Annotated in this window: 24 protein-coding genes and 1 pseudogene; 11 read left to right on the top strand and 14 right to left on the bottom strand. The window is 45.2% G+C overall.

Annotation, left to right across the window (positions count from 1 at the left end):
- The gene (locus C3420_RS07570; RefSeq protein WP_048881346.1) at positions 1–1,122 is read left to right on the top strand and encodes a PilT/PilU family type 4a pilus ATPase; all 1,122 of its coding nucleotides are present in this window, start codon (positions 1–3) and stop codon (positions 1,120–1,122) included.
- 75 nt (positions 1,123–1,197) lie between these two features.
- Here C3420_RS07570 and fur read toward each other — a convergent pair whose 3' ends face one another.
- Positions 1,198–1,635 (bottom strand): ferric iron uptake transcriptional regulator, encoded by a 438-nt coding sequence (fur, locus tag C3420_RS07565; RefSeq protein ID WP_004811125.1) that lies wholly within the window; start codon positions 1,633–1,635, stop codon positions 1,198–1,200.
- Between the two features lie 112 nt (positions 1,636–1,747).
- Here fur and C3420_RS07560 point away from each other — a divergent pair, with 112 nt between their 5' ends.
- Complete coding sequence (locus tag C3420_RS07560; RefSeq protein WP_004811126.1) at positions 1,748–2,146, top strand: outer membrane protein assembly factor BamE; 399 nt, start codon at positions 1,748–1,750, stop codon at positions 2,144–2,146.
- 109 nt (positions 2,147–2,255) lie between these two features.
- On the opposite strand, the gene C3420_RS07555 is transcribed toward C3420_RS07560, so the two are convergent.
- The 9 genes from C3420_RS07555 to C3420_RS07515 form a co-directional block, all read right to left on the bottom strand.
- Positions 2,256–2,582 carry an RnfH family protein gene (locus C3420_RS07555; RefSeq protein ID WP_103800463.1) on the bottom strand — a complete coding sequence of 109 codons (327 nt, stop codon included), beginning with the start codon at positions 2,580–2,582 and terminating at the stop codon, positions 2,256–2,258.
- On the bottom strand, positions 2,582–3,661 hold the full coding sequence (locus C3420_RS07550) for a hypothetical protein (RefSeq protein ID WP_103800462.1): 1,080 nt from the start codon (positions 3,659–3,661) through the stop codon (positions 2,582–2,584). Before C3420_RS07550 ends, C3420_RS07555 begins: the two co-directional genes overlap by 1 nt.
- Before the next feature lie 139 nt (positions 3,662–3,800).
- Complete coding sequence (locus C3420_RS07545; protein ID WP_103800461.1) at positions 3,801–4,256, bottom strand: bacteriohemerythrin; 456 nt, start codon at positions 4,254–4,256, stop codon at positions 3,801–3,803.
- Positions 4,257–4,532: 276 nt separating this feature from the next.
- Positions 4,533–5,381, bottom strand: a complete 849-nt coding sequence (locus C3420_RS07540) for a class II glutamine amidotransferase (RefSeq protein WP_008305539.1) — start codon at positions 5,379–5,381, stop codon at positions 4,533–4,535.
- A gap of 279 nt (positions 5,382–5,660) precedes the next feature.
- Positions 5,661–6,569, bottom strand: coding sequence for an acetylglutamate kinase (gene argB / locus C3420_RS07535; protein WP_103800460.1), 909 nt, complete (start codon positions 6,567–6,569; stop codon positions 5,661–5,663).
- A 10-nt stretch (positions 6,570–6,579) separates the two neighbouring features.
- Complete coding sequence (locus tag C3420_RS07530; RefSeq protein ID WP_103800459.1) at positions 6,580–8,004, bottom strand: phosphomannomutase/phosphoglucomutase; 1,425 nt, start codon at positions 8,002–8,004, stop codon at positions 6,580–6,582.
- A gap of 183 nt (positions 8,005–8,187) precedes the next feature.
- Complete coding sequence (gene dut, locus C3420_RS07525) at positions 8,188–8,640, bottom strand: dUTP diphosphatase (protein ID WP_103800458.1); 453 nt, start codon at positions 8,638–8,640, stop codon at positions 8,188–8,190.
- A gap of 31 nt (positions 8,641–8,671) precedes the next feature.
- Positions 8,672–10,711: a UvrD-helicase domain-containing protein gene (locus C3420_RS07520; RefSeq protein ID WP_005179787.1), complete on the bottom strand. Its 2,040-nt coding sequence runs from the start codon at positions 10,709–10,711 to the stop codon at positions 8,672–8,674.
- A 127-nt stretch (positions 10,712–10,838) separates the two neighbouring features.
- Positions 10,839–11,489 carry an OmpA family protein gene (locus C3420_RS07515; RefSeq protein WP_103800457.1) on the bottom strand — a complete coding sequence of 217 codons (651 nt, stop codon included), beginning with the start codon at positions 11,487–11,489 and terminating at the stop codon, positions 10,839–10,841.
- 242 nt (positions 11,490–11,731) lie between these two features.
- On the opposite strand from C3420_RS07515, the gene C3420_RS07510 reads away from it, so the two are divergent.
- The 6 genes from C3420_RS07510 to C3420_RS07485 all read left to right on the top strand — a co-directional run bounded on the left by C3420_RS07510 (position 11,732) and on the right by C3420_RS07485 (position 16,319).
- Positions 11,732–12,652, top strand: coding sequence for an acyltransferase (locus tag C3420_RS07510; RefSeq protein ID WP_103800456.1), 921 nt, complete (start codon positions 11,732–11,734; stop codon positions 12,650–12,652).
- Positions 12,653–12,671: 19 nt separating this feature from the next.
- Complete coding sequence (locus C3420_RS07505) at positions 12,672–13,727, top strand: preprotein translocase subunit SecA (RefSeq protein ID WP_168381989.1); 1,056 nt, start codon at positions 12,672–12,674, stop codon at positions 13,725–13,727.
- Between the two features lie 121 nt (positions 13,728–13,848).
- On the top strand, positions 13,849–14,571 hold the full coding sequence (gene minC, locus C3420_RS07500; RefSeq protein WP_103800455.1) for a septum site-determining protein MinC: 723 nt from the start codon (positions 13,849–13,851) through the stop codon (positions 14,569–14,571).
- A gap of 68 nt (positions 14,572–14,639) precedes the next feature.
- On the top strand, positions 14,640–15,452 hold the full coding sequence (gene minD, locus C3420_RS07495) for a septum site-determining protein MinD (protein WP_004811150.1): 813 nt from the start codon (positions 14,640–14,642) through the stop codon (positions 15,450–15,452).
- Positions 15,453–15,454: 2 nt separating this feature from the next.
- Positions 15,455–15,727 carry a cell division topological specificity factor MinE gene (gene minE, locus C3420_RS07490; RefSeq protein WP_004811152.1) on the top strand — a complete coding sequence of 91 codons (273 nt, stop codon included), beginning with the start codon at positions 15,455–15,457 and terminating at the stop codon, positions 15,725–15,727.
- A 304-nt stretch (positions 15,728–16,031) separates the two neighbouring features.
- The gene (locus C3420_RS07485) at positions 16,032–16,319 is read left to right on the top strand and encodes a PA4642 family protein (protein ID WP_005221110.1); all 288 of its coding nucleotides are present in this window, start codon (positions 16,032–16,034) and stop codon (positions 16,317–16,319) included.
- Between the two features lie 64 nt (positions 16,320–16,383).
- Here the strand turns inward: C3420_RS07485 and C3420_RS07480 are convergent, their stop codons facing one another.
- Positions 16,384–19,527: a DNA translocase FtsK gene (locus C3420_RS07480; RefSeq protein WP_103800454.1), complete on the bottom strand. Its 3,144-nt coding sequence runs from the start codon at positions 19,525–19,527 to the stop codon at positions 16,384–16,386.
- Positions 19,528–19,788: 261 nt separating this feature from the next.
- Here C3420_RS07480 and trxB point away from each other — a divergent pair, with 261 nt between their 5' ends.
- The 3 genes from trxB (at position 19,789) to C3420_RS07465 (ending at position 22,403) form a co-directional block, all read left to right on the top strand.
- Positions 19,789–20,751 carry a thioredoxin-disulfide reductase gene (trxB, locus tag C3420_RS07475; RefSeq protein WP_004811157.1) on the top strand — a complete coding sequence of 321 codons (963 nt, stop codon included), beginning with the start codon at positions 19,789–19,791 and terminating at the stop codon, positions 20,749–20,751.
- Between the two features lie 83 nt (positions 20,752–20,834).
- A complete protein-coding gene (gene aat, locus C3420_RS07470; protein WP_004811158.1) occupies positions 20,835–21,566 on the top strand; it encodes a leucyl/phenylalanyl-tRNA--protein transferase in 732 nt (243 codons plus the stop codon).
- Positions 21,567–21,587: 21 nt separating this feature from the next.
- On the top strand, positions 21,588–22,403 hold the full coding sequence (locus C3420_RS07465) for an arginyltransferase (protein ID WP_004811160.1): 816 nt from the start codon (positions 21,588–21,590) through the stop codon (positions 22,401–22,403).
- A gap of 34 nt (positions 22,404–22,437) precedes the next feature.
- Here C3420_RS07465 and rimI read toward each other — a convergent pair whose 3' ends face one another.
- The 3 genes and pseudogenes from rimI to tuf all read right to left on the bottom strand — a co-directional run.
- A complete protein-coding gene (gene rimI, locus C3420_RS07460; protein WP_004811162.1) occupies positions 22,438–22,896 on the bottom strand; it encodes a ribosomal protein S18-alanine N-acetyltransferase in 459 nt (152 codons plus the stop codon).
- Positions 22,897–23,001: 105 nt separating this feature from the next.
- Positions 23,002–23,883 carry a metal-dependent hydrolase gene (locus C3420_RS07455; protein WP_004811165.1) on the bottom strand — a complete coding sequence of 294 codons (882 nt, stop codon included), beginning with the start codon at positions 23,881–23,883 and terminating at the stop codon, positions 23,002–23,004.
- A gap of 212 nt (positions 23,884–24,095) precedes the next feature.
- Positions 24,096–24,298: pseudogene (gene tuf, locus C3420_RS07450) on the bottom strand (elongation factor Tu); the annotation flags it as partial.

Genomic DNA, 24,298 nt, shown 5'->3' with positions numbered 1-24,298 from the left:
ATGGATTTTAACGGCTTGCTCGACTATATGGTGGCACAAAAGGCATCGGATCTGTTCATTACTGCAGATGTAGAACCTTCAATTAAAGTGAATGGCTCAATTGTGCCGATTGGATCAGTCAAATTACCTGGACCAGCAGTAGGCCAGATTCTGCATTCAATTATGACGGAAAAACAGCGCAAAGAATTTGCCGATACACGTGAGTGTAACTTTGCGATTACCAATCCCAGCAAATCAGCACGTTTCCGTGTCAGTGCATTTCAGCAGCGTGATCAGCCGGGTATGGTTCTGCGTCGTATTGAAACCGTCATTCCTACTATGGATGATTTAAAGTTACCGCCAATTCTGAAAGAACTGGCGATGACCAAGCGCGGGATTATCATCTTCGTGGGCGCAACAGGTACCGGTAAATCGACTTCCCTCGCCTCTTTGATTGGTTATCGTAATGAAAATTCCAAAGGTCATATCATCACCATCGAAGACCCGATCGAATTTGTGCACCAGCATAAGGGTTGTATCATCACCCAGCGTGAAGTCGGGATCGACACAGATTCATTTGAAATCGCCCTGAAAAATACCCTGCGTCAGGCACCAGACGTGATTCTGATCGGTGAGATCCGTTCCCGTGAAACCATGGACTATGCTATTGCCTTTGCGGAAACCGGTCACCTGGTATTTGCCACCCTGCACGCCAATAACGCCAACCAGGCCATTGACCGGATTATTCACTTCTTTGAGGCAGACCGTCATAACCAGCTGTTTATGGACTTGTCTTTAAACCTCAAAGCGATGGTGGCACAGCAACTAATCCCAACCATTGATGGTACAGGCCGTCGTGCCGCAATTGAGATCCTGATCAACTCACCTTTAGTTTCAGATCTGATCCGTAAAGGTGATGTGCATGAAATTAAAGACTTGATGAAGCGTTCACGTGAACTTGGAATGCAGACCTTTGACCAAGCACTGTATGACCTGTACAAGGCCAAACAGATCAGCTATAAGGATGCGTTGAAACATGCCGACTCTCCAAACGATCTGCGTCTGCAAATCAAGTTATCCGAAGAAGGTGGTGCACATCTAATGAATGCCGGCAGCAATATTACCTTTGATGGACAATCTTAAGATTAATTAATATCCTCATAAAAAAACAGGCTTCCTTTGAAGCCTGTTTTTTTTCTACCCAGGAACATCCTGGCATTATTTTTTACGATAAGCGTCCTGACATTCAGGTTCATCACAGTAACCATACAGATTCAGTGAGTGGCCTGTTAATTCAAAGCCGAATTTTTTCGCAACTTCGTGCTGTTCATGTTCAATTACGTCATTGGTGAATTCAACAACTTTATTGCAGTTTTGACATACCAGGTGATCATGGTGATCATCCTGCATAATTTCAAATACAGAATGATTATTTTCAAAGTGATGACGCTGAATAATGCCCGCTGCTTCAAACTGTGTTAACACACGATATACAGTTGCAAGACCCACATCTTCCCCTTGATCGAGTAAAGTCTTATAGATATCTTCCGCGCTTAAATGGTGCTGACGTGAGTTTTCTAATAGTTCTAATATTTTAATTCTAGGCAGGGTAACTTTCAGTCCAGCTTTGCGTAAATCTTGATTTGAAATAGGCATGTAAAAAGGTCTCTCAACAAAATTAAAGTTGGAATATGCAACAAAGTTTAGATGCAGTATGATCTATCCTTGGATCAAATGCATCATAATTAATTTGGGATAGTGTAGCAAAATGCAAAAAATCATGTTGACGTTATTCGTCACTTCATTGCTCGTCGGCTGTTCGACCTTAGGTGTGTACAAAGTTGATATTCCTCAAGGAACACCTTTAACTCAAGCACAAGCCTCTAAAATCCAGGTGGGAATGAGCCACCAACAAGTCCGCTTCCTACTTGGCAGCCCAACAGTGACAGATCCTTTAAATCCATTACGCTGGGACTACATCTACAATTATACCCCAGGAACCTATGCTAAAAAAGCCAACATTCCTGCTGCACGTGGTCAGCACTTAAAAATCTACTTCAATCCAAACGGTATTGTGGAACGCATTGAAGGTCTAGAAACAATTCCAGCGTCACAACCTGGTTTACCTGGTTCAAAAGAAGCGATTCTGACAGCGCCACCACTATAATCGCTTTTTCATAAAAAAACCCCTGTATTTCTAGGGGTTTTTCTAATTAACTGCATAGGTTTATCAAATTACTGGCATTTTGCCGATTTTATGACGCATTTGATCAATCTTAAGATTGCCACAGCTTGGATCGATTACCTTTATTATAACGTCCTACAGGATTTTGCGCTGCACGTTTACGGCGGATATCTTTAGGATTAATGATCAACGCACGGTAAATTTCTATACGGTCCCCAGCATTCAAAAGCTGTGCATGATCCTGCAAGCGTATGCCAAATATTCCCAGATTCAAAGGTTCAGGCAATTCCACCTGATCGCGGATGCCGCTTGCAGCAATCGCATCCAGTGCAGTCATGCCCTGCTGAAATGGTACTGCAATATGAAACTGTTGCTCAGGGGCAGCATACGCTACCCAAATCAACGCTGACTGATTCATCAGAACCACTGCCCTAACACTGCAATAATGGCCACAATAATCGACACTGGTAATACCACCCGAACCGCAATACGCCAGATGTTATAGAACGCCTCTGAACTGAAATTCATTGATTTACGAAGATGACTGATCTTCATGATCCAGCCAGCAAACAAGGCATAGATCAGGCTGATCGCCAGCCCCCAAAGGATCAGCAGGTTATTAAATACCGGTGTGATATTTGGAATCAACCAGACCAGTGTTGCCACCGCCACAATTACCCACTGAATGATGACATTTATCTGACGCTGTTGCAGCTGTTCACGCGCCATCTGTAACATCAGTGCAGCCGTAGCTACAATCGCGGCAACCAAGGCAAATGCAGGAACTTCAGCTTTTACCGCAAAGAAACCAAAAGCAATTACTGCAAGCAGTTGTGCAATCCAGATCGGTAATACTGTTTTGGTCGCTACATCCTGCTGTTTGACAGCAGCCAAACTAGACTGCCAGTACAAGCCCATGCCTAGCCCGCTGGCCACCAGTGCCAGTACCGTTGCGTTGCCCCATTCAGAGAATTGTACCGGAGTTATCTGCCATTCAGGCAGTGCTGTACCCATGACATTGGCAAGGACCAAGGATGCAATCACGCCTACAGTGGTAATTCCCATCAGAATTAGACGTGGAATTAAAGACAATAGCAAAGCCGCAATCGCCAATCCAGCCAGAATGACTGGTTGCTGCACTTCAAAATTGGCAATCGATACCACATTAGAGGCATGATTCAGCATTGCACCCGCAAGAAATGGAATAAACACCACAGCCAGCCAACCGACAACACGCCAGCGCTGTGAACTGTCTGCCTCACGGGTCAGGCTCGACAATGCCTGTAATGCGGTGGTCTTGGAACGTTTCGCTAAAGCAATTTCCAGATAACAGACTGGAAGCGCCAGGATCAGCATTGTCGCTAACCACAACATCCAGAAATCAAGCTGACGATCAATCTGAATACCTGTTATTGGTGCGAGGGTCGCAATAATAAGAAAAGATAAACAAAAAGCCATCAGAGGCGATAACCATTTTGACATAGCATTGTCCTGCATGATGCATTCCTATAAAAATCTAGCGCTATTTTGCCTTGCATAGCGGTGAAAATCAAAAACAAAAAGCAAACCACCCGAAGATGATTTGCTGCGCAAAATGATCATTAGACTTTAATTTTTGTTATAGGGAAAAATTGCTTTATGAGAAGAAACGAGTGAACCAGTTTTTGCCCTTTTTCTTTTCTTTTTCTTTGATCAGGCCGATCATGTTTTCCTTCACCGCACCCACATAATCCGCGTCATCATGCTGAATATGGTTGATCAGCCATTTAGATAATACTTCATGCAATTCAGCTTCAATCGAATGTCCCATTTCAAAACGGTCACGATACGACTCAATTTTCTTAATGAACAGATCATGCACACGTTTATGCGGTACACGATATTTATAATCCGCCTCTTCTTGAAGTGATTCTTCAAAAGTGAAATGCGATTGTGTGTAATCGATAATATTTTCTAGAATTTGCTTAACACGCGCACGATTGGTATTGACATCAATTTCGTCGATTTCATTAATGTAATCGAGAATTCGTTTATGCTGATCGTCAATCACATCGATACCAGTATTGTATTCTGGAACCCATTTCATTTTCATTACGACCACCTATAAATATTGAGGATTTATCACATAACTTGAAGCATATAGGGTATTGATTTAAATAAAAATGAAGTGAATTAGTCGGCTTTAGTGGTGAAATTGTATTTTTATATTTAAGTATTTGTTATATATAATTAAAATTAATTTATTCTGAGCAAAAAGATCAGATATTAATTAACCAATAAGAGCTATAAGCTCTTATTAATCTTTGATTTTTACATGAATATTAAACAAAAAAGACAGTATTTTTCACTGTCTTTATTAGCTTCGAGATCAGTACTGATCTGCACGTGTCACCCGTTTGAGCGAAGGGTCCAGTTGCTCACGTTCCAGACGTTCTACGTGGGTCAGTTGAGAACGTACTTTTGCTCCGTGCTGGAACAGAATCATTTCGCCGGGTTGGAAAGCCGTCCATTCCTCATTCTGTGTCAATGGTTCCGTGGTAATCACAGCGACACGGTCCTCGGGAGTGGTCACTTGGCTAAAATCGACTTCTACCTCAATATCAATGAGTTGTGCAGGCTTAAACGGATATTCACGCACCAGCCAATGTAGCTTGGTAATGGCATAGGTGAACAGCGCCTGACCATTGGACAAACAAAAATTAAAAGTACCATGCTCGGCGATGGATGGCGAAATCTCGGTCAGCAGATCAAAGATCTGATCCTGTTTTGGCTCATGATAACCAAAGCGCTTTACTAACTGATCAAGCAGATAACAGAAAGCACGTTCACTGTCGGTATTACCGACTGGCGTAAAACGGCCTGAGAGCTCTGGAAAAAAATTATGCAGGTCACCATTATGCGCAAAGATCCACTGACGTCCCCACAACTCGCGACTAAAAGGATGCGAATTTTCCAGATTGATTTTACCCTGAGTCGCCTTACGGATATGTGCGATCACATTACGTGATTTGATTGGGTAATTGCGGATCAGCTCGGCAATCGGTGATTCAACCGCAGACTGGTTGTCGACAAACAGGCGACAAGCTTTATCTTCAAAGAAAGCAATCCCAAAACCATCGGCATGATCTGAAGTAATTCCTGCGCGCTGTGAAAAGCCTCGAAATGAAAAGGTAATATCTGTTGGTGTCGCACAATTCATTCCAAGCAGCTGGCACATAATCTTCATTCAGGTATCGGAGTATTTATGCAGTTATTGTGCATGAGTCCCTAGAGCTTTTCAAATCTTGATCCATGCAATCTTATGCGCTAAAAATGCTAAATAATGCTTTTTTATGCTTTATTTAAAAAAAAGATAAATCTGGTTCAAGCTGTTTTTTCAAGACAACAGGGTTCTGCTCAAGAAAAATTATGATGATTTCAGAAGACAAGAGCTAAAAATAAAAGGCATAAAAAAGAGTCCCGATTGAGACTCTTTTTAATCATTAAATCATTTAAATTAATGATGGCCTGATTTTACACGGTTGGTAATCAATGTACCAACACCATGATCAGTAAAAATTTCTAGCAGGCTGGCATGCGGTACACGACCATCCACAATGTGTGCACTGATGACACCACCTTTCACGGCATCGAGTGCACAACCCACTTTCGGAATCATTCCGCCATAGATCACACCTGTTTCAATCAGGCGATCAACTTCCTGAGTGGTCAGGCCAGTCAGCAGATTTTTATTTTCGTCTAGCACACCGCTAATATTGGTCAGCAGAATCAGTTTTTCTGCACCTAAGGCTTCAGCCACTTTACCTGCAACCAGATCGGCATTGATATTGTAAGTATTGCCTTCCTCATCCACACCCAGCGGTGCAATCACAGGAATAAAATCGCTATTGGTAAACATTTCCAGTACATCAGTTTTGACACCAACTACTTCGCCTACCAGTCCTAAATCAATTTTTTGCACTGAACCATCTTCAGCAGTTTTTTCCATCAGCAGTTTTTGTGCACGAATCAGGTTACCGTCTTTACCGGTCAAACCAATGGCACGTCCACCATGTTTGTTGATCAGATTAACGATCGATTTGTTTACGCTTCCGCCAAGCACCATTTCAACGATTTCCATGGTTGCAGGATCAGTAACACGCATGCCATCAATACGTTCAGATTCACGGCCCAGCTGTTTCAGGAAGGAATCGACTTGCGGACCACCGCCATGCACCACAATCGGGTTTAAACCGACCGTTTTAAGCAGCACAATGTCACGTGCAAATGAACTTTCCAGCTCAGGATCGGTCATGGCATTGCCACCATATTTCACGACCAGCGTTTTACCCATAAAACGTTGAATATACGGCAAAGCTTCTGTCAGAATCTGTGCTTTGTCGATGCCAGTCTGTTGCTGTGGCATGCGCCTCTCCTTATTGAGCATCTAAAATGTCTTGAGCAATCTGCGGATAACGGTTGCTCAGCATGGAAACAAAGGTATGACGAATATCCGCTAATCGTGCCGGATTATCGGCATCAAAACGTACTGTAAAATATTCGCCCGTATTCGATGCTCGAATAATGCCAAAACCATCTTCAAAATCAAGTCGAACGCCATCAATTTTACTTAATTGTGCGGCCAATGGCTGACTTAAGGTTTCAAGCTCATGTAAAACATGCGCTGAAGCAATGTTGTGAGTGCTGATATAAGTATCTTCGGTACAGCAGCGTTCAGGATATTTGGCCAGCAGTTCAGACAGGCTTCGCTGCGGGCGCTGGCTTAAATATTCCATCACCCGCAGCGCGGCATACAGGCCATCATCATAGCCAAAGCCACGCCCGTCATTAAAGACATAATGCCCGGCATATTCACCACCAAACACCGCGAGTCCCTTTGATTGCGCCAGATACTGACGCAGGAAGGTGCTGCCGGTACGAATCATCACCGGATGGCCACCCAGCGCGCGTACCGTGTTACGCACCATGGTCGAACACTTCACATCAAACACCACTTCATGCTGTGGATGCTGCTGTAAACACATTTCGGCAAACAGCGCCAGCAAACGGTCTGCACCAATCACTTTGGCCTGTTCATCGACCAGAACCAGACGGTCGCCATCGCCATCCAGTGCAATGCCTAAATCTGCCTGATGCTGCTGTACCGCCTGTTTCAGCTTGCTTAAATGCTTTTCCTGAGATGGATCTGGGGCATGATCGGGGAAATGCCCATTGGCTTCACAGCGAATCGTGATCAGCTCGCAGCCCAGTTTTTGCAAGACCAGCGCAGCGCAGCGACCCGCTGAACCATGCAGACCATCGAGCACCACCTTAAAATGGCGCTGTAATTGAATATCATCGAGTAATGCCTGCTGATACTGCAGGCAAAATTCCGGATAAATCTGATGCGGCTGTTCAGCCACAGGCTGCTGGCGATGCGCCAGAAAATCGTTGCTGGCATGGGCCGCCACCTGCTGGATCTTGTCTGGCATCGGTGGTTCTCCGCCCAGAATCCATTTAATGCCATTGTCAGATTTGGCATTGTGACTGGCCGTGACCATAATGCCATTGCCATCAAACTGGCGGGCAATGTAATACAGCATCGGACTGGAACAACAGCCCATTAAGGTCGGGCTTAAGCCCTGCTGCTGGAGCACCTGCATGATCAGATCGGCATAGGCCGGACTGCTGAGTCGGGCATCATAACCAATCACCACACGTGTGCTGCCCGTGTTTTTAATCTGTACGGCCAAACCCAACGCCACCGCTTGCACCAGTTCAGGCGTCAGCAAAGTCACCTTGCCACGAATGTCGTAAGCACGGAAAACCTGAAAAGGGAAACTGGACTGTTGAATATCCATGGCAGAACTACTTTATATATGAATGGGGAGAATGATTGTTTTAGGCTTTTTAATATAAGAACTGATTCTATGCGGCCGAAAACAGAATTCACGCTACAAAATGTAATTTTAAGTGTTTGTTGCGTTACTTTCTAGCGTGTTGTGATAAAGCCTAATGTTTAGGCTTTATCATTCAAGCAGATTTTAAGCTTTACCGGTATGGCCAAAACCGCCAGCACCACGTTCGGTGGCTTCAAATTCATCGACCAGATCAAATTGCGCTTGTACCACCGGCACCAGCACATATTGCGCCAGACGCTCACCTGGTTCCAGGCTAAATGCAGTCTGACCACGGTTCCAGACTGACACCATCAATTCACCCTGATAGTCAGAATCAATCAGGCCAACCAGGTTGCCGAGCACAATACCGTGTTTATGGCCCAGACCCGAACGCGGCAGGATTAAACCGGCACAATGCGGATCTTCAATATAAATCGCCAGACCGGTTTTGACCAATACGGTTTGACCCGGCTCAATGACGGTGGTCTCATTCACGCAGGCACGTAAATCCAGACCGGCCGAACCAGAGGTAGCATAGGTTGGCATTGGCCATTCTTGGCCCAAACGTGCATCAAGCACTTTGACCTGAACTTTCATCAGTTATTCCTGTTTATATCAATGATATGGTTTAGCGTTTAATTAACGCACGTAAATTTTCCAGATAATGCTGGGCCTGCAGTTTCGGATCGATATCGCCAGCCAGCTTTTTCTTGCGACCCAGCCATTCCAGCTCATCTTGTGGCATTTCATCCAGGAAGCGGCTTGGGGTCATCTGTTTCATCTGCCCGCCAGCCTTACGCTGCTCGGCCAGGGTAATGGTGAGGCCTTGACGCGCACGGGTAATGCCCACGTACATCAAACGGCGTTCTTCTTCAACTGTTTCAGCCACAATCGAGTTTTTATGCGGCAGAATTTCCTCTTCCAGTCCAATTAAATAGACATACGGAAATTCCAGACCTTTGGAGGCGTGCAGGGTTAATAAGTTGACCTTGTCAGTGTCTTCTTCTTCCTGCTGCTGCTCCAGCATATCCAGCAGCACCATTTTACGGATCACGCTTTCAATATTTTTTTCGTCCACATCTTCAGCGCGGTTAATCAGGCTTTGAATACTGCTGTACAGCACTTCAATATTGTCCAGCTTGGTTTTTTCCTGCGCAGGCGTAGCGGCGCTTTCCTTGACGTAGTCGATATAGCCAGCTTCGTTCATCATCTGGCGGATAATTGGCACCGGTTCGTCATCTTCCAGCAATTCACGGGTAAAGTTCTGGATAAAGTCGGCAAACTCGGCCAACTGCGTGGTGGCTTTTTTCGGAATGGCCATGGTCAAACGCTGATCACCGGCTGCCGCCAGCAAGGACAGATGGTTTTCCTGCGCAAATAAGCCCAGTTTTTCCAAGGTCACCGGACCGATGGCACGTTTTGGCGTGTTGATAATGCGCAGGAAAGCACTGTCATCTTCCGGGTTAATAATCAGACGTAAATAGCTCATCACATCTTTAATTTCTGCCCGGGCGAAGAAAGACTGACCGCCTGACAGCTTGTATGGAATCTGCATCTGGCGCAGCTGGGTTTCCAGAATACGCGCCTGGAAGTTACCGCGATACAAAATCGCATAATCTTTCCAGTTTTTACCGTTCATCAGCTTATGCGTGATCAGATCTTTGACCACGCGCTCTGCTTCATCATCATCATTGCGGCAGGTAATCACCCGGATGACTTCACCATGGCCTTTGTCTGACCAGAGTTTTTTGTCAAAAATATGCGGGTTATTGCCAATTACGGTATTGGCGGCTTTTAGAATCCGGCTGGTGGAGCGGTAGTTCTGCTCCAGCTTGATCACTTTTAAATTTGGGAAATCTTCTTTTAAGAGCGCCATATTTTCCGGCTTGGCACCGCGCCAGGCGTAAATGGACTGGTCATCATCCCCTACGGCGGTGAACTGCCCCATTACCCCGACCAGAAGCTTGACCAGAATATACTGCGCGGTGTTGGTGTCCTGATACTCATCGACCAGCAAATAACGCACCCGGTTTTGCCATTTATCGCGGACTTCGGCATTTTCCTGCAATAAACGGGTTGGCATCACAATCAGGTCATCAAAATCGACTGCGTTATAGGCACGCAGGTTACGCTCATACAGCTGATATAAATGCGCCATCTGGATGTCTTCTGGCGTTTCACAGGTGGTATGTGCCTGCTCCGGTGGAATCAGGTCATTTTTCCAGTCCGAAATCATTTTCATGGCCCGCGCAATCAGCTCTTTGCTTTCTGCACCCGATAAATTGTCGCGATGCATCAGATCCATCAGAATGCGTTTGCAGTCGTCGGCATCCAGAATCGAAAAGTTGGCTTTGAGCGGAGTATGTTTTAGCTCTAAGCGCAGTAAATTTAAACCGAACGTATGGAAGGTCGAGACCGAAAGACCTTTGGCTTCTTCACGCGACAGCAACTTACCAACCCGCTCTTTCATTTCACGCGCGGCCTTGTTGGTAAAGGTCATGGCGGTAATCCGGTGCGCCGGAATACGGCATTGCTGTACCAGATAGGCAATTTTCCGGGTAATCACCGAGGTTTTACCTGAACCTGCACCTGCAAGCACTAACAAGGGTCCTTGAGTATATTTCATGGCTTCAAGTTGCTTGTCATTGAGTTGACTTGCCAGTGACATAGTGTTTCCTCTATTTCGGTTCGAGCTCGATTATAGTCATCTCCGCCACAGTTGCCTAATCTAAAATGCTGCTTTTCTGGTCATAAAAAAACCACCCCGAAGGTGGTTTTTTGAATTCTTGACCGAATTACTGGATCGCGTAAATGCTGATCTCAACACGACGGTTTTGCTCACGGCCTTCTGCAGTTGCGTTAGATGCGATCGGGTTTGATGAACCGTGACCTTGGGCATTGATACGTGCAGTTGATACACCACGAGATGCCAGGTAGCTCGCTACAGATTGTGCACGCGCCTGAGATAACGGGATATTGATAGAGTCGTTACCGGTGCTGTCAGTATAACCTGTCACCAAGATACCGCTCTTGTTATCTTCAGTCAGGACTTGCGCCACTTTATCTAGAGTTGCATAGAAGTTTGGTTTGATGTTTGACTTGTTGATATCAAAAGTAATGTTACCTGGCATGATCAGGCCAACAGAACCATCTGGGTTACGGTTAACATCTACACCGGTACCAGCCATTTGTTGACGTAATTTTTTCTCTTTATTGTCCAGGTAGACACCTGCAGCACCACCGAGTACCGCACCAATTGCTGCTGCACGGTTGTTTTGTGCGCTGGTATTGGCGTTCCCTTTAGAAATACCATAACCTGCTGCCGCACCAATAGTAGTTCCTAATGCGGTTTTGTCATATTCTACGCCGCCCAGGTTATTACCAGTGGTTTGACAACCTGTTAATACCATTGCCCCGACTACTGCTGAAATTGCTAGTGCACGCATCGCATGCCTCCTTACTTGTGTTTTTCGTATATGGGAAAGTTTGGATGAAATAAAGTGCTTAGACCATTGATTTTTTGTTAATAAATAAACTTATATTTACAATTTGCAATAATCTCATGTTGTTCTACGCATAAGTTCACCATAATTCCTACACAGTTTCACTTCAACACTTTTTTATTTTAAAAACAACAATTATATTGGGCAGAACTTCGTATAAGTTGTTTTTATATTCAGGACTGTTTATGTCATCTAAAACCAATAAGCAACCGCTCTTAAAAAAAATCACAAAAGGGCTTACGGTCAGCTCAGTGATCACCGGCAGCACTTTTTTACATGGACCGCCGGTACTGGCTTTGGGCCTGACCAAATTGTTCAAGAAATCGGCCAAGATCGACCAAACCAATATCCAGATTACCAACAGCTGGCTCAGTGTCAACAACTGGCTGATTGACCATGTATTACCCAATACCCACTGGGACATCAGTATTGAAGATGGCCTAGAGCTGAGCATGCAGGGCCGTTATTTAATGACCTGTAACCACCAGAGCTGGGTCGATACTACCGTCAACCAGTATTTCGGTTTAACCCGCATGCCGCTGACCCGTTTCTTTACCAAATGGGAGCTGATCTTCATTCCTTTTGTCGGACAGGCCTTTAAAATTCTGGGCTTCCCGATGATGAAACGGCATACCAAAGAACAGATTGCCAAAAATCCGGCGCTAAAAGACCGCGATATGCTGGAAGCGCGTAAATCCTGCGAACAGCTGCTCAGCCAACCGTTTACCCTGCTCAACTATCTGGAAGGCACGCGCTTTACCCATGAAAAACATGATCAGCAGCAATCGCCGTATCAGCATCTGCTGAAACCCAAAGCTGGCGGTCTGGCGCTGGCGCTGAATATTCTGGGCAATGAAATTGATGCGCTGGTGGATATGACCATTGTGTATCCGGACGGCGCACCAGGTTATGGCGAATTCTGGCTGGGCGAAGTGCCACGTATTGCGGTCAATCTGCGAAAAATTGACATTCCAGACTGGGTGCTGGGTGGTGACTATGAAGAAGATGCCGCCTATCGGGAACGTTTTCAGGACTGGGTGCATCAACTCTGGACAGAGAAAGATCAGCTCATTCATGAGATGAAACAGAAATTTGCTGAGCAGTAAGCGAGTACCCAAAAAAATTATGAAGAAACGCGAAGAGCCGGTGATCAAATCTTCCTTTCACTTTGTCAGAAAGGACTCATGGAGTTGGAAAGTGGTGCTGGTATACGACATCTTTATGATGGCGTTGATCCTCATCAACCTGTTCTGCCTGAGTGCCAATGCCATTTTGATGAGTGATTTTGGTGACTGGCTTTTCAACTTTATTCAGTTGCCGGAAGTACTGCAGTTTTATCGCACGGAACTGCGTCCCTGGGTCATTATTACCGAAGGCTGGTTTACCACCTTCCTGATTATTGAATTGCTGGTACGCTGGGGCCTGGCGATTATTTTCCGGCATCATGCCCGCTGGTGGTTTTTCCCCTTCGTGCACTGGTATGAAGTGCTGTCGATTCTGCCACAGCTGCGTTTTCTGCGTTTATTACGCGCCGTGGCGATTGGCTACAACCTGTATAGTCATGGCTACAAGGTCATCCCGGACAGCATCTTCCGACGCGCCAACTTTTATTACAACCTGGTGATGGAAGAACTGTCGAGCCGGATTGTGCTGACCATTGTCAATAACCTGCAACGTGAACTGAGCAGCAGCACTGGTCATCGCCAGTTTATTGATGATCTGGTCGAGCAGCACCGCAAACTGCTGGCCGCAGCACTGGCCGACATCTTGCAGCAATCTTTGGGTAAAGAATTGCAGAGCCAGCGTCAGAGCATTGCCGAAAATGTCGGTCAGGTGGTGAGTCAGGCCATTGAAGATACCCCGGAGCTGACCCAGTTACTGCGCCTGCTGCCAATTGTCGGCGGACGTATGGAACGGCAGATTCAAAGCATTGGCCAACGTTTGGGCGAAAATATTACCCAAGGGCTGATTCAGCCTTTTGCCCATCATGACAGCCTGCCAGATAATGTAGCCTATGCGCATATTGCGGATAAAGTCAGCCAGATCGAGATTGAACATAATCCGCATATTGATGCGTTGGTAGAGTCTGCGGTGTTTGAAACCCTGGAAGCCATTCGCAAACAGGTGAAAGTGAAAAAGTGGCAACAGATCCTGAATGAGCAGGAAACTGACAAAGAATAGCCAGCAATAAAAATATTTAAACCTTCGGCTAGAGTATTCGGCCGAATTGTTCTAGGATTTGCTCTATTTACAACATTTACTTCGACAACAATGAACAGGTCAGAAGTCTTAAGGAATCATTATGGCTGACATACGGATAAAAGGCAGAATGGTCAATGCGATTCGCATTAGCTTAGATACAGATGATCATGATGCGATCCGCCAGCAATTGAGCCCAATGTTACAAAAAGGGTTTCCACCCCAAATTCCGGCGGTGATTGAAAGTTCGGTAGATCAGGAATTAATTGCCCTGATTCAACTGCTGATTGATCTGAATGTACAGCCACTGGCCGTGGTTGAAGGCATTCTGTCGGAACAGGCGCGTGCCATCCAGTTCCCGGTAATTCCGCAAGATCGCCAGTTACAGCAGATCAAAGCCACCCAGGAACAGGTCATTGAAACCCCGGCAGAACCTGAAGCGCCTGCCGCAGAAGCTGCGGTGGTAGAAGCTGCACCGGCACGAATTTCGCATGTGACCTCTTATCACGATGAAATTCTGCGTACCGGTCAATGTCTGGTCCAGAACCAGGGCGATATTATCTTGAAAGCTGGTATTAACAGCGGTTCGGAAGTGATTGCTTCAGGAAATATACATATTTATGGTAGCGTTCGTGGTAGAGTCATTGCCGGCGCAGGTGGGAACAGTTCAGCACGAATTTTCTGTCATTCCCTGGAAGCAGAATTGGTATCTATTGCAGGCACTTACTGTGTGGCGGATGATATTCCCCCGCACGTAACGAAAAAACCGGTACATATTTACCTAAATGACAACCAAGAGCTTGTATTTGAAGCTCTGGAATTTTAATGTATAAATAAACACCAAAAAACCCCATACACAAAAGGGGGATTTAAACCATAACAGGAGTGGATTCGGTGGCGAAAATTGTTGTCGTAACGTCAGGCAAAGGTGGCGTAGGTAAAACTACAACGAGTGCATCTTTTGCAACAGGTTTAGCCCTACGTGGCCACAAAACTGTTGTTATCGATTTTGACGTGGGTTTGCGTAACCTGGACTTGATCATGGGTTGTGAACGTCGCGTTGTTTATGATTTTGTGAATGTTTTAAATAATGAAGCGCGTTTACAACAAGCGCTTATTCGCGATAAGGATATTGAGAACTTATATATTTTGCCAGCGTCTCAAACACGTGATAAAGATGCCCTCACTGATGAAGGTGTTGCACGTGTAATGGATGAACTGTCGCAGGAATTTGACTACATTATTTGTGACTCACCTGCGGGGATCGAACGTGGTGCCATCATGGCCATGTACCATGCTGATGAAGCCATCATTGTCACTAACCCTGAAATTTCTTCAGTACGTGACTCTGACCGTATCATTGGTATGCTCGACAGCAAGACTAAAAAAGTAGAACAAAATGAAGGCCGCATCCGTAAACATCTGTGTATCACACGTTTCAATCCTGAACGCGCGGATAAACAGGAAATGTTGACCATTGATGACATTTCTAAAGATATTTTACGTGTGCCGACTCTGGGTGTAATTCCTGAGTGTCCAAGTGTCCTGCAAGCATCGAACGAAGGCAAGCCAGTTATCAACTTTACTGCTTCTGCTGCAGGTCAGGCTTATGATGACCTGGTTGCGCGCTTCCTGGGTGAAGAGCGTCCTTACCGTCATATTGAAGTGAAACCAAAGGGCTGGTTAGCTCGACTATTTGGAGCATAAGCATGGCTGGATTCTGGAGTAAGCTTTTTAGCAGTGAGGAAAAACCAACAAGCGCACAAACCGCGAAAGACCGTTTAAAGGTAATTGTTGCATCTGAACAGGGTCTGGGACGTCGTTTAAGCCAGGACAAGATTGACATGATGAAGAAAGAAATCATGCAAGTGGTCAATCGTTATGTTCGCGGTGTAGATGAACAGCATATTCAAATGCAGGTCCGTTCTGAAGCGAATATTGAAATGCTTGAAATGAATATCAATTTACCTGAAGAACGATAATTTGATTTTTGATTAGTCAATCAAATTGATTCAAGGCAAAATATGAGACTGAACAAAGCACTGCTTTGTTCAGTCGCAAGACGAGAAGCTTTGCTTCGATTGGACTGAAAGTAAATTACTGCTTTGTTGAAGCGCAAGACGAGAAGCGATGCTTCGAGTGGACTGGTTATACAAAGTTTACTTTACCCAATCACAAGATCCGAAGTTTAGCTTCAAGGTAGACAGAGAAAATGAAAAATACTTTGTCACTTGCGTACTCATATTTTGCCTTTTTCATGTCGAAAATTATATCAAGGAGCTTGTGATGGCATTGTCTCAACCGGCAACATTTAACGAAGAATGGTCAGATGAGCGTGTGTTTGCCTATCTCACTCAATTACCTCCTGCAGGCGTAAACGCAGACTTTCATGTGCTTTATCATGCTTATAAACACATGCGTCCTTTTGACTATGAACGCCTGTTGACTCAATTCGTTGCAGATGGTCGTGATATCAATGCTACTAACCCTGAAGGTGAACGCATTCATGACGTGATCGCGAAATTCCCGCGTCACAGTGCTGAGTTCCTTGAAGTATTGGCCAAGTTCGCTTAAGACTTTGCTGATGCAATAAAAAAGCCTGCTTCATGCAGGCTTTTTTATCGGTGGAGATGCTGAATTAGATCAGAATCTCACGCTTACCATTCGCGCCCATCGCGCTCACCACACCATTTTCTTCCATCTGGTCGATGATTCGGGCAGCACGGTTATAACCGAGGCTAAACTTACGCTGTAGCGATGATGTAGATGCCTTACGAGTTTCCAGTACGAAAGACACACACTGGTCATACAGTGGATCACGGTCAGAAGCACCATCGCCACCATCTTCAAAGCCACGACTTGTTGGTTCTTCATCAAATGGAGTTAGAATTTCATCAACATAGTTCGGGGCACCACGCTCACGCCAGGCATCACAAATACGGTTAACTTCATCATCGGCAATAAAGGCACCATGCACACGCTCAGGCTCAATCTTACCTGGCCCCAGAAACAGCATGTCACCATGACCAAGCAGGTCTTCTGCACCTCCTGCATCCAGAATGGTACGCGAATCAATTTTCGAGTTTACACGCAGTGCTACACGTGTTGGGATGTTGGCTTTGATCAGACCGGTAATCACATCCACCGATGGGCGTTGAGTTGCCAGTAACAGGTGAATCCCCGCAGCACGAGATTTCTGTGCCAGTCGGGTAATCATTTCTTCCGCTTTTTTACCGACCTGCATGATCATATCTGCGAACTCGTCCGCGACAATCACAATCGATGGTAATGGTGTCAAACGTGGTGCACGTTCCCCTGCCACCGATTCACTGGCTTTCCAGGTTGGATCAAACAGATCTTCACCATTGGCAATGGCTTCTTCAACCTTACGGTTGTAGTCGCTTAGCTTACGAATTTTCAGGAAGGACATCAGCTTATAACGACGTTCCATTTCATTGACACACCAGTTCAGTGCACTGACTGCATCTTTCATGTCAGTGACTACAGGCGTCAACAGGTGTGGAATATCGTTATAGTTTGCGAGTTCCAGCTGTTTCGGGTCAATCAGGATCAGACGTAATTGATCAGGTGTGTACTTGAGTAGCATCGACAAAATCATCGAGTTTACTGCGACCGACTTACCAGAGCCGGTTGTACCGGCAACCAGCATATGCGGTGCCTTGCCAAGTTCAGTAATCACCGGATTACCAGAAATGTCTTTACCCATCGCCATCGACAGGATGGCACTTGCATCTTCAAATTTCGGTGTTTTAACCAGCTCGATCAGGCGTACCATTTCACGGGTACTGTTTGGTACTTCAATCCCGATATATGGCTTGCCTGGAATCACTTCAACCACACGCACCGATGCCATCGACATCGAACGTGCCAGATCACGCGAAATATTCGTCACTTTAGAGGCTTTTACCCCTGGTGCCAGATCCAGTTCAAAACGAGTGACCACTGGGCCAGGCTGCGCTTCAACCACTTTGGCCTTGACGTTAAATTCCTGTAGTTTAATTTCCAGTAATTCAGACAGACGTGATAATTGCTCTTCAGTGAAATTGACTTTCTTGTTCGGATCAACTTCATCCAGTAGTTCCAGACCTGGTAATGGCGAAAGATCTTTACGGCGTTCAGCCACCATCATGGCGCGTGACAATGGACGACCCATCGAGTCAGTCAGTGGAGCATCAAAATCGAATTCATCTTCCTCTTGAGGAGCACCCGCAGTTTCATGCCATGCTTCAATAAATTCTTCTTTGGATAATGCCGCTTTGACTGCATCAATGGTATTGTGCTGATTTGTATTTTGTTGAAGAGCTGTCTGAGCAGTCGAGTTGCTTTCAGGTGCAGAGACTTCTATGCCTTGATGCTGAATCGGTGCCTGTACAAAAGCGGAAGATTGCGCATAGCTGGAAGCACGGGCTGGCTTTTGCGGCTCAATATCCTCGACCAGCAAATCATCCAGATCATCAAAATCAGTTTCTAGCCCCGTGTTACGTATTGCGGACGTAGAAACCGGTGGGATACTGATGCCTGTTGCCACAGCTGCAGTCGCTGCCGCACCTTTGGGCAAGTCTTCGACAATTCTTAAGGTTGGCTGTTCAGTAGCTGCTTGCGCAGTAAATGGACTATGCACATCCGTCGCAGTTTTACCCGGCGGTACAGCTGCCAATAGCTCATCAAAGATTTCATCATCATCCCAATCCAGACCTTTTTTCGTCGTCACAGACGGTACAGGTGTTTCAGTTTTAAGATGTGCCTTGATTTCCTGAATTGAAGCAACTGTTGTAGGGGCTGCAGGGGGATGTTGCTGTTCTTCCGCTGCTTTTAATAAAGCATCAATATCCTGTTTATGGCGCTGATCATCATCAGAATGCAAGGCACGCCAAACTTCGCCCGTAGTAATTACGCGATCTGGATCCTGAATCAGGCGATGCGCTTTTTCAAGCGTTTTTTCAAATTCTTCATCTTCCGGACTAAGTTCAGGTTCAATATGTTTTTTCTGTTGCGCCTTGAATTCACGGTCAGCAATGTCATCAAACAGGCGCTCGGCTACATGGTCACGAACTACGGGATCTATTTCTACAGGCTCATGCTCAGGTACAGGAACCACAGGCGTTGAGATGCTCTTTTTAGCAGGGCTGCTGGCGATATCTTTCTTGGCAACTGCCATAGAGCGATCAAATTCGCCCTCCCCTTCCGGGACATTACGATAAAACAGATCCTGTAAATATGCAGGCGTTGCTTTCAGGCTGCTCCAGGTTTTGTTCCATTTCACGCCAAAGGCCAAGGTGAACAGCATGACCCATAAACCCACCAGAAACACTGCCGCACCGTATATCGTCAATAGCTGTTCAAGACTCTGACCTAATTCATAACCGATAATGCCACCCGACGAATTATCCAGTGTATCAGCAGGAACTTCCCAGAACAGGAACAGTAAGGCAGAAGTGGTCAGTAACAGGAAGAATTGCGCTGCATAACGGAATGGCCGGTTCAGGAAGCTGTGTGGCCACCAAACCTGTACTGCTTCTACGAACAGATAGAATGGAATGAGTAAGCTCGCCCAGCCCAGAAAACCAAACAGTAAGTCTGAAATCCATGCACCTGCAACCCCACTGGCATTTGAAACCGTCTGGGTGTCACTGGAAATGTGCATCCACCCCGGGTCAAATGGCGTATAGGTCACTGTTGCAAGAAACAGATAGATCCCAAATGAGACCAAAAATAATGTCATTACTAAGCGCTGTGCATAAGCACTCGACACCGTTGTCATATACTGTCCTGTAGCCAATTCTTCATGAATGTTCTTTTGCTATTATGATTCAAAAAAACGACGCAATAAAATGCCTATTATGCACCTGTTACACGAAAAAAGATGCAGTATTGTGCAACTGCACATAGGTCTTGTTCTTTATCACTTCTATATAGCTCAAATCGATTTGGATGATCAATAATATCGACTTTAATCTCACACCACTGTTATACAGTTTCACGTATAATTCAATAAATTTCTAAATACAAAAAGGATAGCCCGATGAGCGCACGTCACTCAAGACTGATTATTTTAGGTTCCGGCCCTGCTGGCTATAGCGCCGCTGTGTATGCAGCGCGTGCAAACTTAAAACCGACACTCATTGCAGGTCTGCAACTTGGTGGTCAGCTGACAACGACGACTGAAGTGGACAACTGGCCAGGTGATCCTGAAGGCCTGACTGGTCCAGTATTGATGGAACGTATGCAGGCGCATGCGGAACGTTTCGGTACTGAAATCGTATATGACCACATCAATGAAGTAGATCTGAACGTACGTCCTTTCGTATTAAAAGGTGACATGGAAGAGTTCACTTGTGACGCCTTGATCATTTGTACCGGTGCGACCGCGCAATACTTGGGTCTTGAATCTGAAGCTGCATTTATGGGTCAAGGTGTGAGTGCATGTGCGACCTGTGATGGTTTCTTCTATAAAAACCAGAAAGTTATGGTTGTCGGTGGTGGCAATACTGCGGTAGAAGAAGCACTTTACCTGTCAAATATCGCATCTCACGTGACTTTGGTACACCGTCGTGACAGCCTGCGTTCTGAAAAAATTCTTCAGGACCATCTTTTTGAAAAAGAGAAAGAAGGCAAAATCAGCATCATTTGGAATCATCAAGTGGATGAAGTTTTAGGTGATGCCAAAGCAGGCGTAACTTCTGTACGTTTGAAATCAACTCAAGATGATTCGACTCAAGAAGTTGAAGTTTCAGGCATGTTCGTTGCGATTGGCCATAAGCCAAACAGCAGCATGTTTGAAGGTCAATTACAGCTTCGTGATGGTTATATCCAGGTGCAAAGCGGTACTGCGGGCAATGCAACGCAAACTTCTATTCCTGGCGTATTTGCTGCGGGTGATATTGCGGATAGCGTATACCGTCAGGCAATTACCTCTGCAGGTTCGGGCTGTATGGCCGCACTGGATGCAGAAAAATATCTCGATGCGATGGGCAAGTTAGACTAAGCAGCGAAAATGAGAAAGCCGTCCATCTTGGGCGGTTTTTTTATGTATGATAAATACTGATGATTCTAAAACCAGGTTCAAGCATGCAACATCTTCCTCCTTCACAGTTCATTTTCCCCAATCCTGTAGAAGTGGATCTTGAAGGAGAAGGCCTGATTTGTATTGGCGCCGATCTCACTCCATCTACCCTGTTTGAAGCCTATTCACATGGCCTTTTTCCATGGTTTTCTGAAGGTGATCCAATCTGCTGGTGGAGCCCGGAACCACGTTGCATTATCCGACCACAGGATTATCATCCAAGTAAATCCCTGATTCGAAATATGAAAAAGTATGATTATAAAATTACTGTGAATCATGCTTTTGAACGGGTTATCCGTTCCTGCTCACTGCCTCGTGCTTATGCCGATGACACCTGGATTAGCGAAGATATTATTCAGGGTTACTGTGATATGTTTGACGCCGGTTATGGCTATAGCATTGAAGTCTGGGATGAAGATCAAGTGGTGGGCGGATTATATGGCGTCACCATTGGACAGGGCTGTTTTGGTGAATCCATGTTCAGCACCCAGACAGATGTCTCGAAAATGGCATTTTATACTTTAATGCTGATAGGTCAGGAAAATCAGCTTCCTTGGATTGACTGCCAGTTGGTCAATGACCACCTGTTAAGCCTCGGTGCCAGTACAATTTCTCGCCAAGCGTATCTTAATTCGTTACAGGATGTGATAAAACGCCCACCTATCAATTGGCAAAAGTATCAGGAGGGTGTATTTTCAAGTAAAACAATAGCGTTAAATGCGCGATTAAATGAATGAAAATAACAGAGGGAATTTGTCATGAACTCCTATCAACCAAAATCCCTACTGAACGATTTACAGTATTATATTACCCCGCCACATGATTGCAGCTATCTGCCCAACAAGTCTGCACGTATGGTTTTTCTCGATCCCTCACATCGCATAGATGTGGTGACACTTTCTGAATTATCCCGTACCGGTTTCCGCCGTAGTGGCGATTTTGTATATCGTCCTGAATGTCACCTGTGCCGTCAATGCCTCTCCTCTCGTGTACCCGTGCGTGAATTCAACATGAACAGTTCACAAAAAAAGGCATGGAAAAGAAATCAGGACTTAAGCCTGCGCATTACTGCACCGCAGCAGGCAAATGATAGCCATTATGCGCTGTATGAACGCTATATCAATGAACGCCACGCCGATGGTGATATGTATCCACCAAGCCGGGATCAGTTTGAAAAGTTTTTGTTGCAAAGCTGTACCGATAGCTTTTTCCTGGAACTCTGGAAAGATGACCGGCTGATCAGTGTATCGACCTGTGATCTGCTCGATGACGGAATTTCTGCGGTTTATACCTTCTTTGATCCGGATGAAAATCGACGTTCACTCGGTGTTTTTGCAATTCTAAAACAGATTGAACATGCTCAGAAATTAGAGCTGCCTTTTATTTATCTGGGTTACTGGGTCCCGCATTCCAGCAAGATGAATTACAAGTCTCAATACCTGCCGCTTGAATTGCTGATTGATGGCCAATGGCGTCGGTTAAACCACTCGCTCAATGCGGCGGAGATTGAACACCTGGGAAACTCCTTGATGACGACCCTACCCTCCGGATGGAATAATCCCATCATCAAGTAAGATGGTCGTCACTAAAAAGAAGCTTTAATCTGATTTATTTAAACAGGCTGGCAAAATCGTCTGTACATGCCTTCACCATAATAATGGCATGTTCACGACCACCGCCCGAGTTTGGATAGTAATTCTTGCGCAGGTCAATCTGGTGAAAACCAGCCTTTTCATAAAGACGAATTGCAGCTGTATTTGATTTACGTACTTCCAGGAAAATCTGTACCGGATTATTTTTCAGTAACTGGATAGATTTTTCTAGCAACTGAAAACCAAGACCTTTACCCTGCTGGCTTGGGTCAATTGCCATGAGTAATAAATTGGCTTCATCCAATACCGGTTGCAAAATACAAAAACCCACCACTTTACCTGCATATTCAATAATAGTGCTCTGATAAGCACTAACGGCTTCCTCGAACTGGGTTCTGGTCCAAGGATGAGATTGCACTTGTTGCTCAATCTGGGTGACCGCATCTATATCTGCTATTTGCATCAAACGAATCATGTTCGTTCATCTATCAATAAAAATCTCCTGCGCATTATAGAAACTTTATACTGAAAATCGAGTAAAAAAAAAGAGCGATTTCAATCGCCCTTTTTTAGTCTCGGATTAAAGACCAAGTTTGCCTTTCCAGTGTGTCAGCAAACTGTGTGTATCATGGTCATTTGGATGGAAACCCGGTTTGAAGTACATCGCCATTTCACGCCCCATACCAGTAATTACACCTTTGGACGGACTATAACCATATTCGTAAATGTCCTTGAGGGATTCCAGGTTTAACTGACGATCTTCCTTTAGCAAACGCATGACAAAATAGCTTTGCACAAAGAACAAAGTCACCATAGCAATTACCAGTGAACTGGTACGTAACAGATATGACTTTAAGCCTTTTCCAAACACGCCTTCAAACACGTCATAGGCCACAGCTTTATGCTCATTTTCTTCAATGGCATGCCACAACCACATGGTTTTCATGGTGTCATCTTTCATCAGTTCCTGAATATGACTATTGGTCAGCAACTGAGAGGCAATAGTCGCAGTAAAATGTTCAAGTGCGGTCGTTGCAGTCAAATCTACCATTTCCTGAGTAATTCCCACAGGCTTGGCTAATTTTGCCATGACTTTACGCGTTGTTTGAATGACTTTATCCGTATAACGATCCAAGGTATCAACATCATGACCGTATTTTTGCGCTGAGGCATTGAAGCCGACATGTTCCTGGGTATGCATCGCTTCTTGCCCAATGAAAGCAGAGATTTCTTTTTGCAGTACTTCATTGTCTTTAAGCTTGGGATGATTACGTACCGCACGCACACTGTCGATAAAGAATTTTTCACCTGCGGGAAACAAGGCAGACAATGCTGTCATAAAATGAGTCAGCCCGGCTGAACCATTCATCCAGTATTCTGGAACCTGTTCAAAATCAAAGTTCATGCGACGTACAGGAAAACTTGCACCGGCACGATGAGTAATTTTTACTTCAGCATTCATATAACGCCTCCTGACAGATCTTCTCGACCCGGCCCTATTTTTCTATTTTCTTATTGGTATCTTACTCAGTTATCTGCTTGACATCATTGCAGTTAAGGTCAGCTGAATATCACTTTAGGACAGCACTCTAATTTTGTTAGACAATTTATTTTTCACTTTAGATAAACAAAAAAAAGCGTCCCAAAGGGACGCTTTTTTTACACAATCAGTGATTATGCAGTAACACGAGACACTACACCAGCACCAACTGTACGACCACCTTCACGGATCGCGAAGCGAAGGCCTGCGTCCATTGCGATTGGGTGGATCAGCTCTACTGACATCTCAACGTTGTCACCAGGCATAACCATTTCAACGCCTTCTTTAAGCGCGATCGCACCAGTTACGTCAGTTGTACGGAAGTAGAACTGTGGAC

Source organism: Acinetobacter sp. ACNIH3 (assembly GCF_002918965.1).
GTDB lineage: Bacteria > Pseudomonadota > Gammaproteobacteria > Pseudomonadales > Moraxellaceae > Acinetobacter > Acinetobacter schindleri.
The sequence above is the reverse complement of the archived record's forward strand: the minus strand, read 5'-3'. Positions and strand labels throughout refer to the sequence as shown.

What these genes read in the sequence shown, in the direction of transcription:
- C3420_RS07570 (WP_048881346.1), top strand. Translation starts at nt 1, where the DNA reads ATGGATTTTAACGGCTTGCTCGACTATATGGTGGCACAAAAGGCATCG.
- fur (WP_004811125.1), bottom strand. Translation starts at nt 1,635, where the DNA reads ATGCCTATTTCAAATCAAGATTTACGCAAAGCTGGACTGAAAGTTACC.
- C3420_RS07560 (WP_004811126.1), top strand. Translation starts at nt 1,748, where the DNA reads ATGCAAAAAATCATGTTGACGTTATTCGTCACTTCATTGCTCGTCGGC.
- C3420_RS07555 (WP_103800463.1), bottom strand. Translation starts at nt 2,582, where the DNA reads ATGAATCAGTCAGCGTTGATTTGGGTAGCGTATGCTGCCCCTGAGCAA.
- C3420_RS07550 (WP_103800462.1), bottom strand. Translation starts at nt 3,661, where the DNA reads ATGCAGGACAATGCTATGTCAAAATGGTTATCGCCTCTGATGGCTTTT.
- C3420_RS07545 (WP_103800461.1), bottom strand. Translation starts at nt 4,256, where the DNA reads ATGAAAATGAAATGGGTTCCAGAATACAATACTGGTATCGATGTGATT.
- C3420_RS07540 (WP_008305539.1), bottom strand. Translation starts at nt 5,381, where the DNA reads ATGTGCCAGCTGCTTGGAATGAATTGTGCGACACCAACAGATATTACC.
- argB (WP_103800460.1), bottom strand. Translation starts at nt 6,569, where the DNA reads ATGCCACAGCAACAGACTGGCATCGACAAAGCACAGATTCTGACAGAA.
- C3420_RS07530 (WP_103800459.1), bottom strand. Translation starts at nt 8,004, where the DNA reads ATGGATATTCAACAGTCCAGTTTCCCTTTTCAGGTTTTCCGTGCTTAC.
- dut (WP_103800458.1), bottom strand. Translation starts at nt 8,640, where the DNA reads ATGAAAGTTCAGGTCAAAGTGCTTGATGCACGTTTGGGCCAAGAATGG.
- C3420_RS07520 (WP_005179787.1), bottom strand. Translation starts at nt 10,711, where the DNA reads ATGTCACTGGCAAGTCAACTCAATGACAAGCAACTTGAAGCCATGAAA.
- C3420_RS07515 (WP_103800457.1), bottom strand. Translation starts at nt 11,489, where the DNA reads ATGCGTGCACTAGCAATTTCAGCAGTAGTCGGGGCAATGGTATTAACA.
- C3420_RS07510 (WP_103800456.1), top strand. Translation starts at nt 11,732, where the DNA reads ATGTCATCTAAAACCAATAAGCAACCGCTCTTAAAAAAAATCACAAAA.
- C3420_RS07505 (WP_168381989.1), top strand. Translation starts at nt 12,672, where the DNA reads ATGAAGAAACGCGAAGAGCCGGTGATCAAATCTTCCTTTCACTTTGTC.
- minC (WP_103800455.1), top strand. Translation starts at nt 13,849, where the DNA reads ATGGCTGACATACGGATAAAAGGCAGAATGGTCAATGCGATTCGCATT.
- minE (WP_004811152.1), top strand. Translation starts at nt 15,455, where the DNA reads ATGGCTGGATTCTGGAGTAAGCTTTTTAGCAGTGAGGAAAAACCAACA.
- C3420_RS07485 (WP_005221110.1), top strand. Translation starts at nt 16,032, where the DNA reads ATGGCATTGTCTCAACCGGCAACATTTAACGAAGAATGGTCAGATGAG.
- C3420_RS07480 (WP_103800454.1), bottom strand. Translation starts at nt 19,527, where the DNA reads ATGACAACGGTGTCGAGTGCTTATGCACAGCGCTTAGTAATGACATTA.
- trxB (WP_004811157.1), top strand. Translation starts at nt 19,789, where the DNA reads ATGAGCGCACGTCACTCAAGACTGATTATTTTAGGTTCCGGCCCTGCT.
- aat (WP_004811158.1), top strand. Translation starts at nt 20,835, where the DNA reads ATGCAACATCTTCCTCCTTCACAGTTCATTTTCCCCAATCCTGTAGAA.
- C3420_RS07465 (WP_004811160.1), top strand. Translation starts at nt 21,588, where the DNA reads ATGAACTCCTATCAACCAAAATCCCTACTGAACGATTTACAGTATTAT.
- rimI (WP_004811162.1), bottom strand. Translation starts at nt 22,896, where the DNA reads ATGATTCGTTTGATGCAAATAGCAGATATAGATGCGGTCACCCAGATT.
- C3420_RS07455 (WP_004811165.1), bottom strand. Translation starts at nt 23,883, where the DNA reads ATGAATGCTGAAGTAAAAATTACTCATCGTGCCGGTGCAAGTTTTCCT.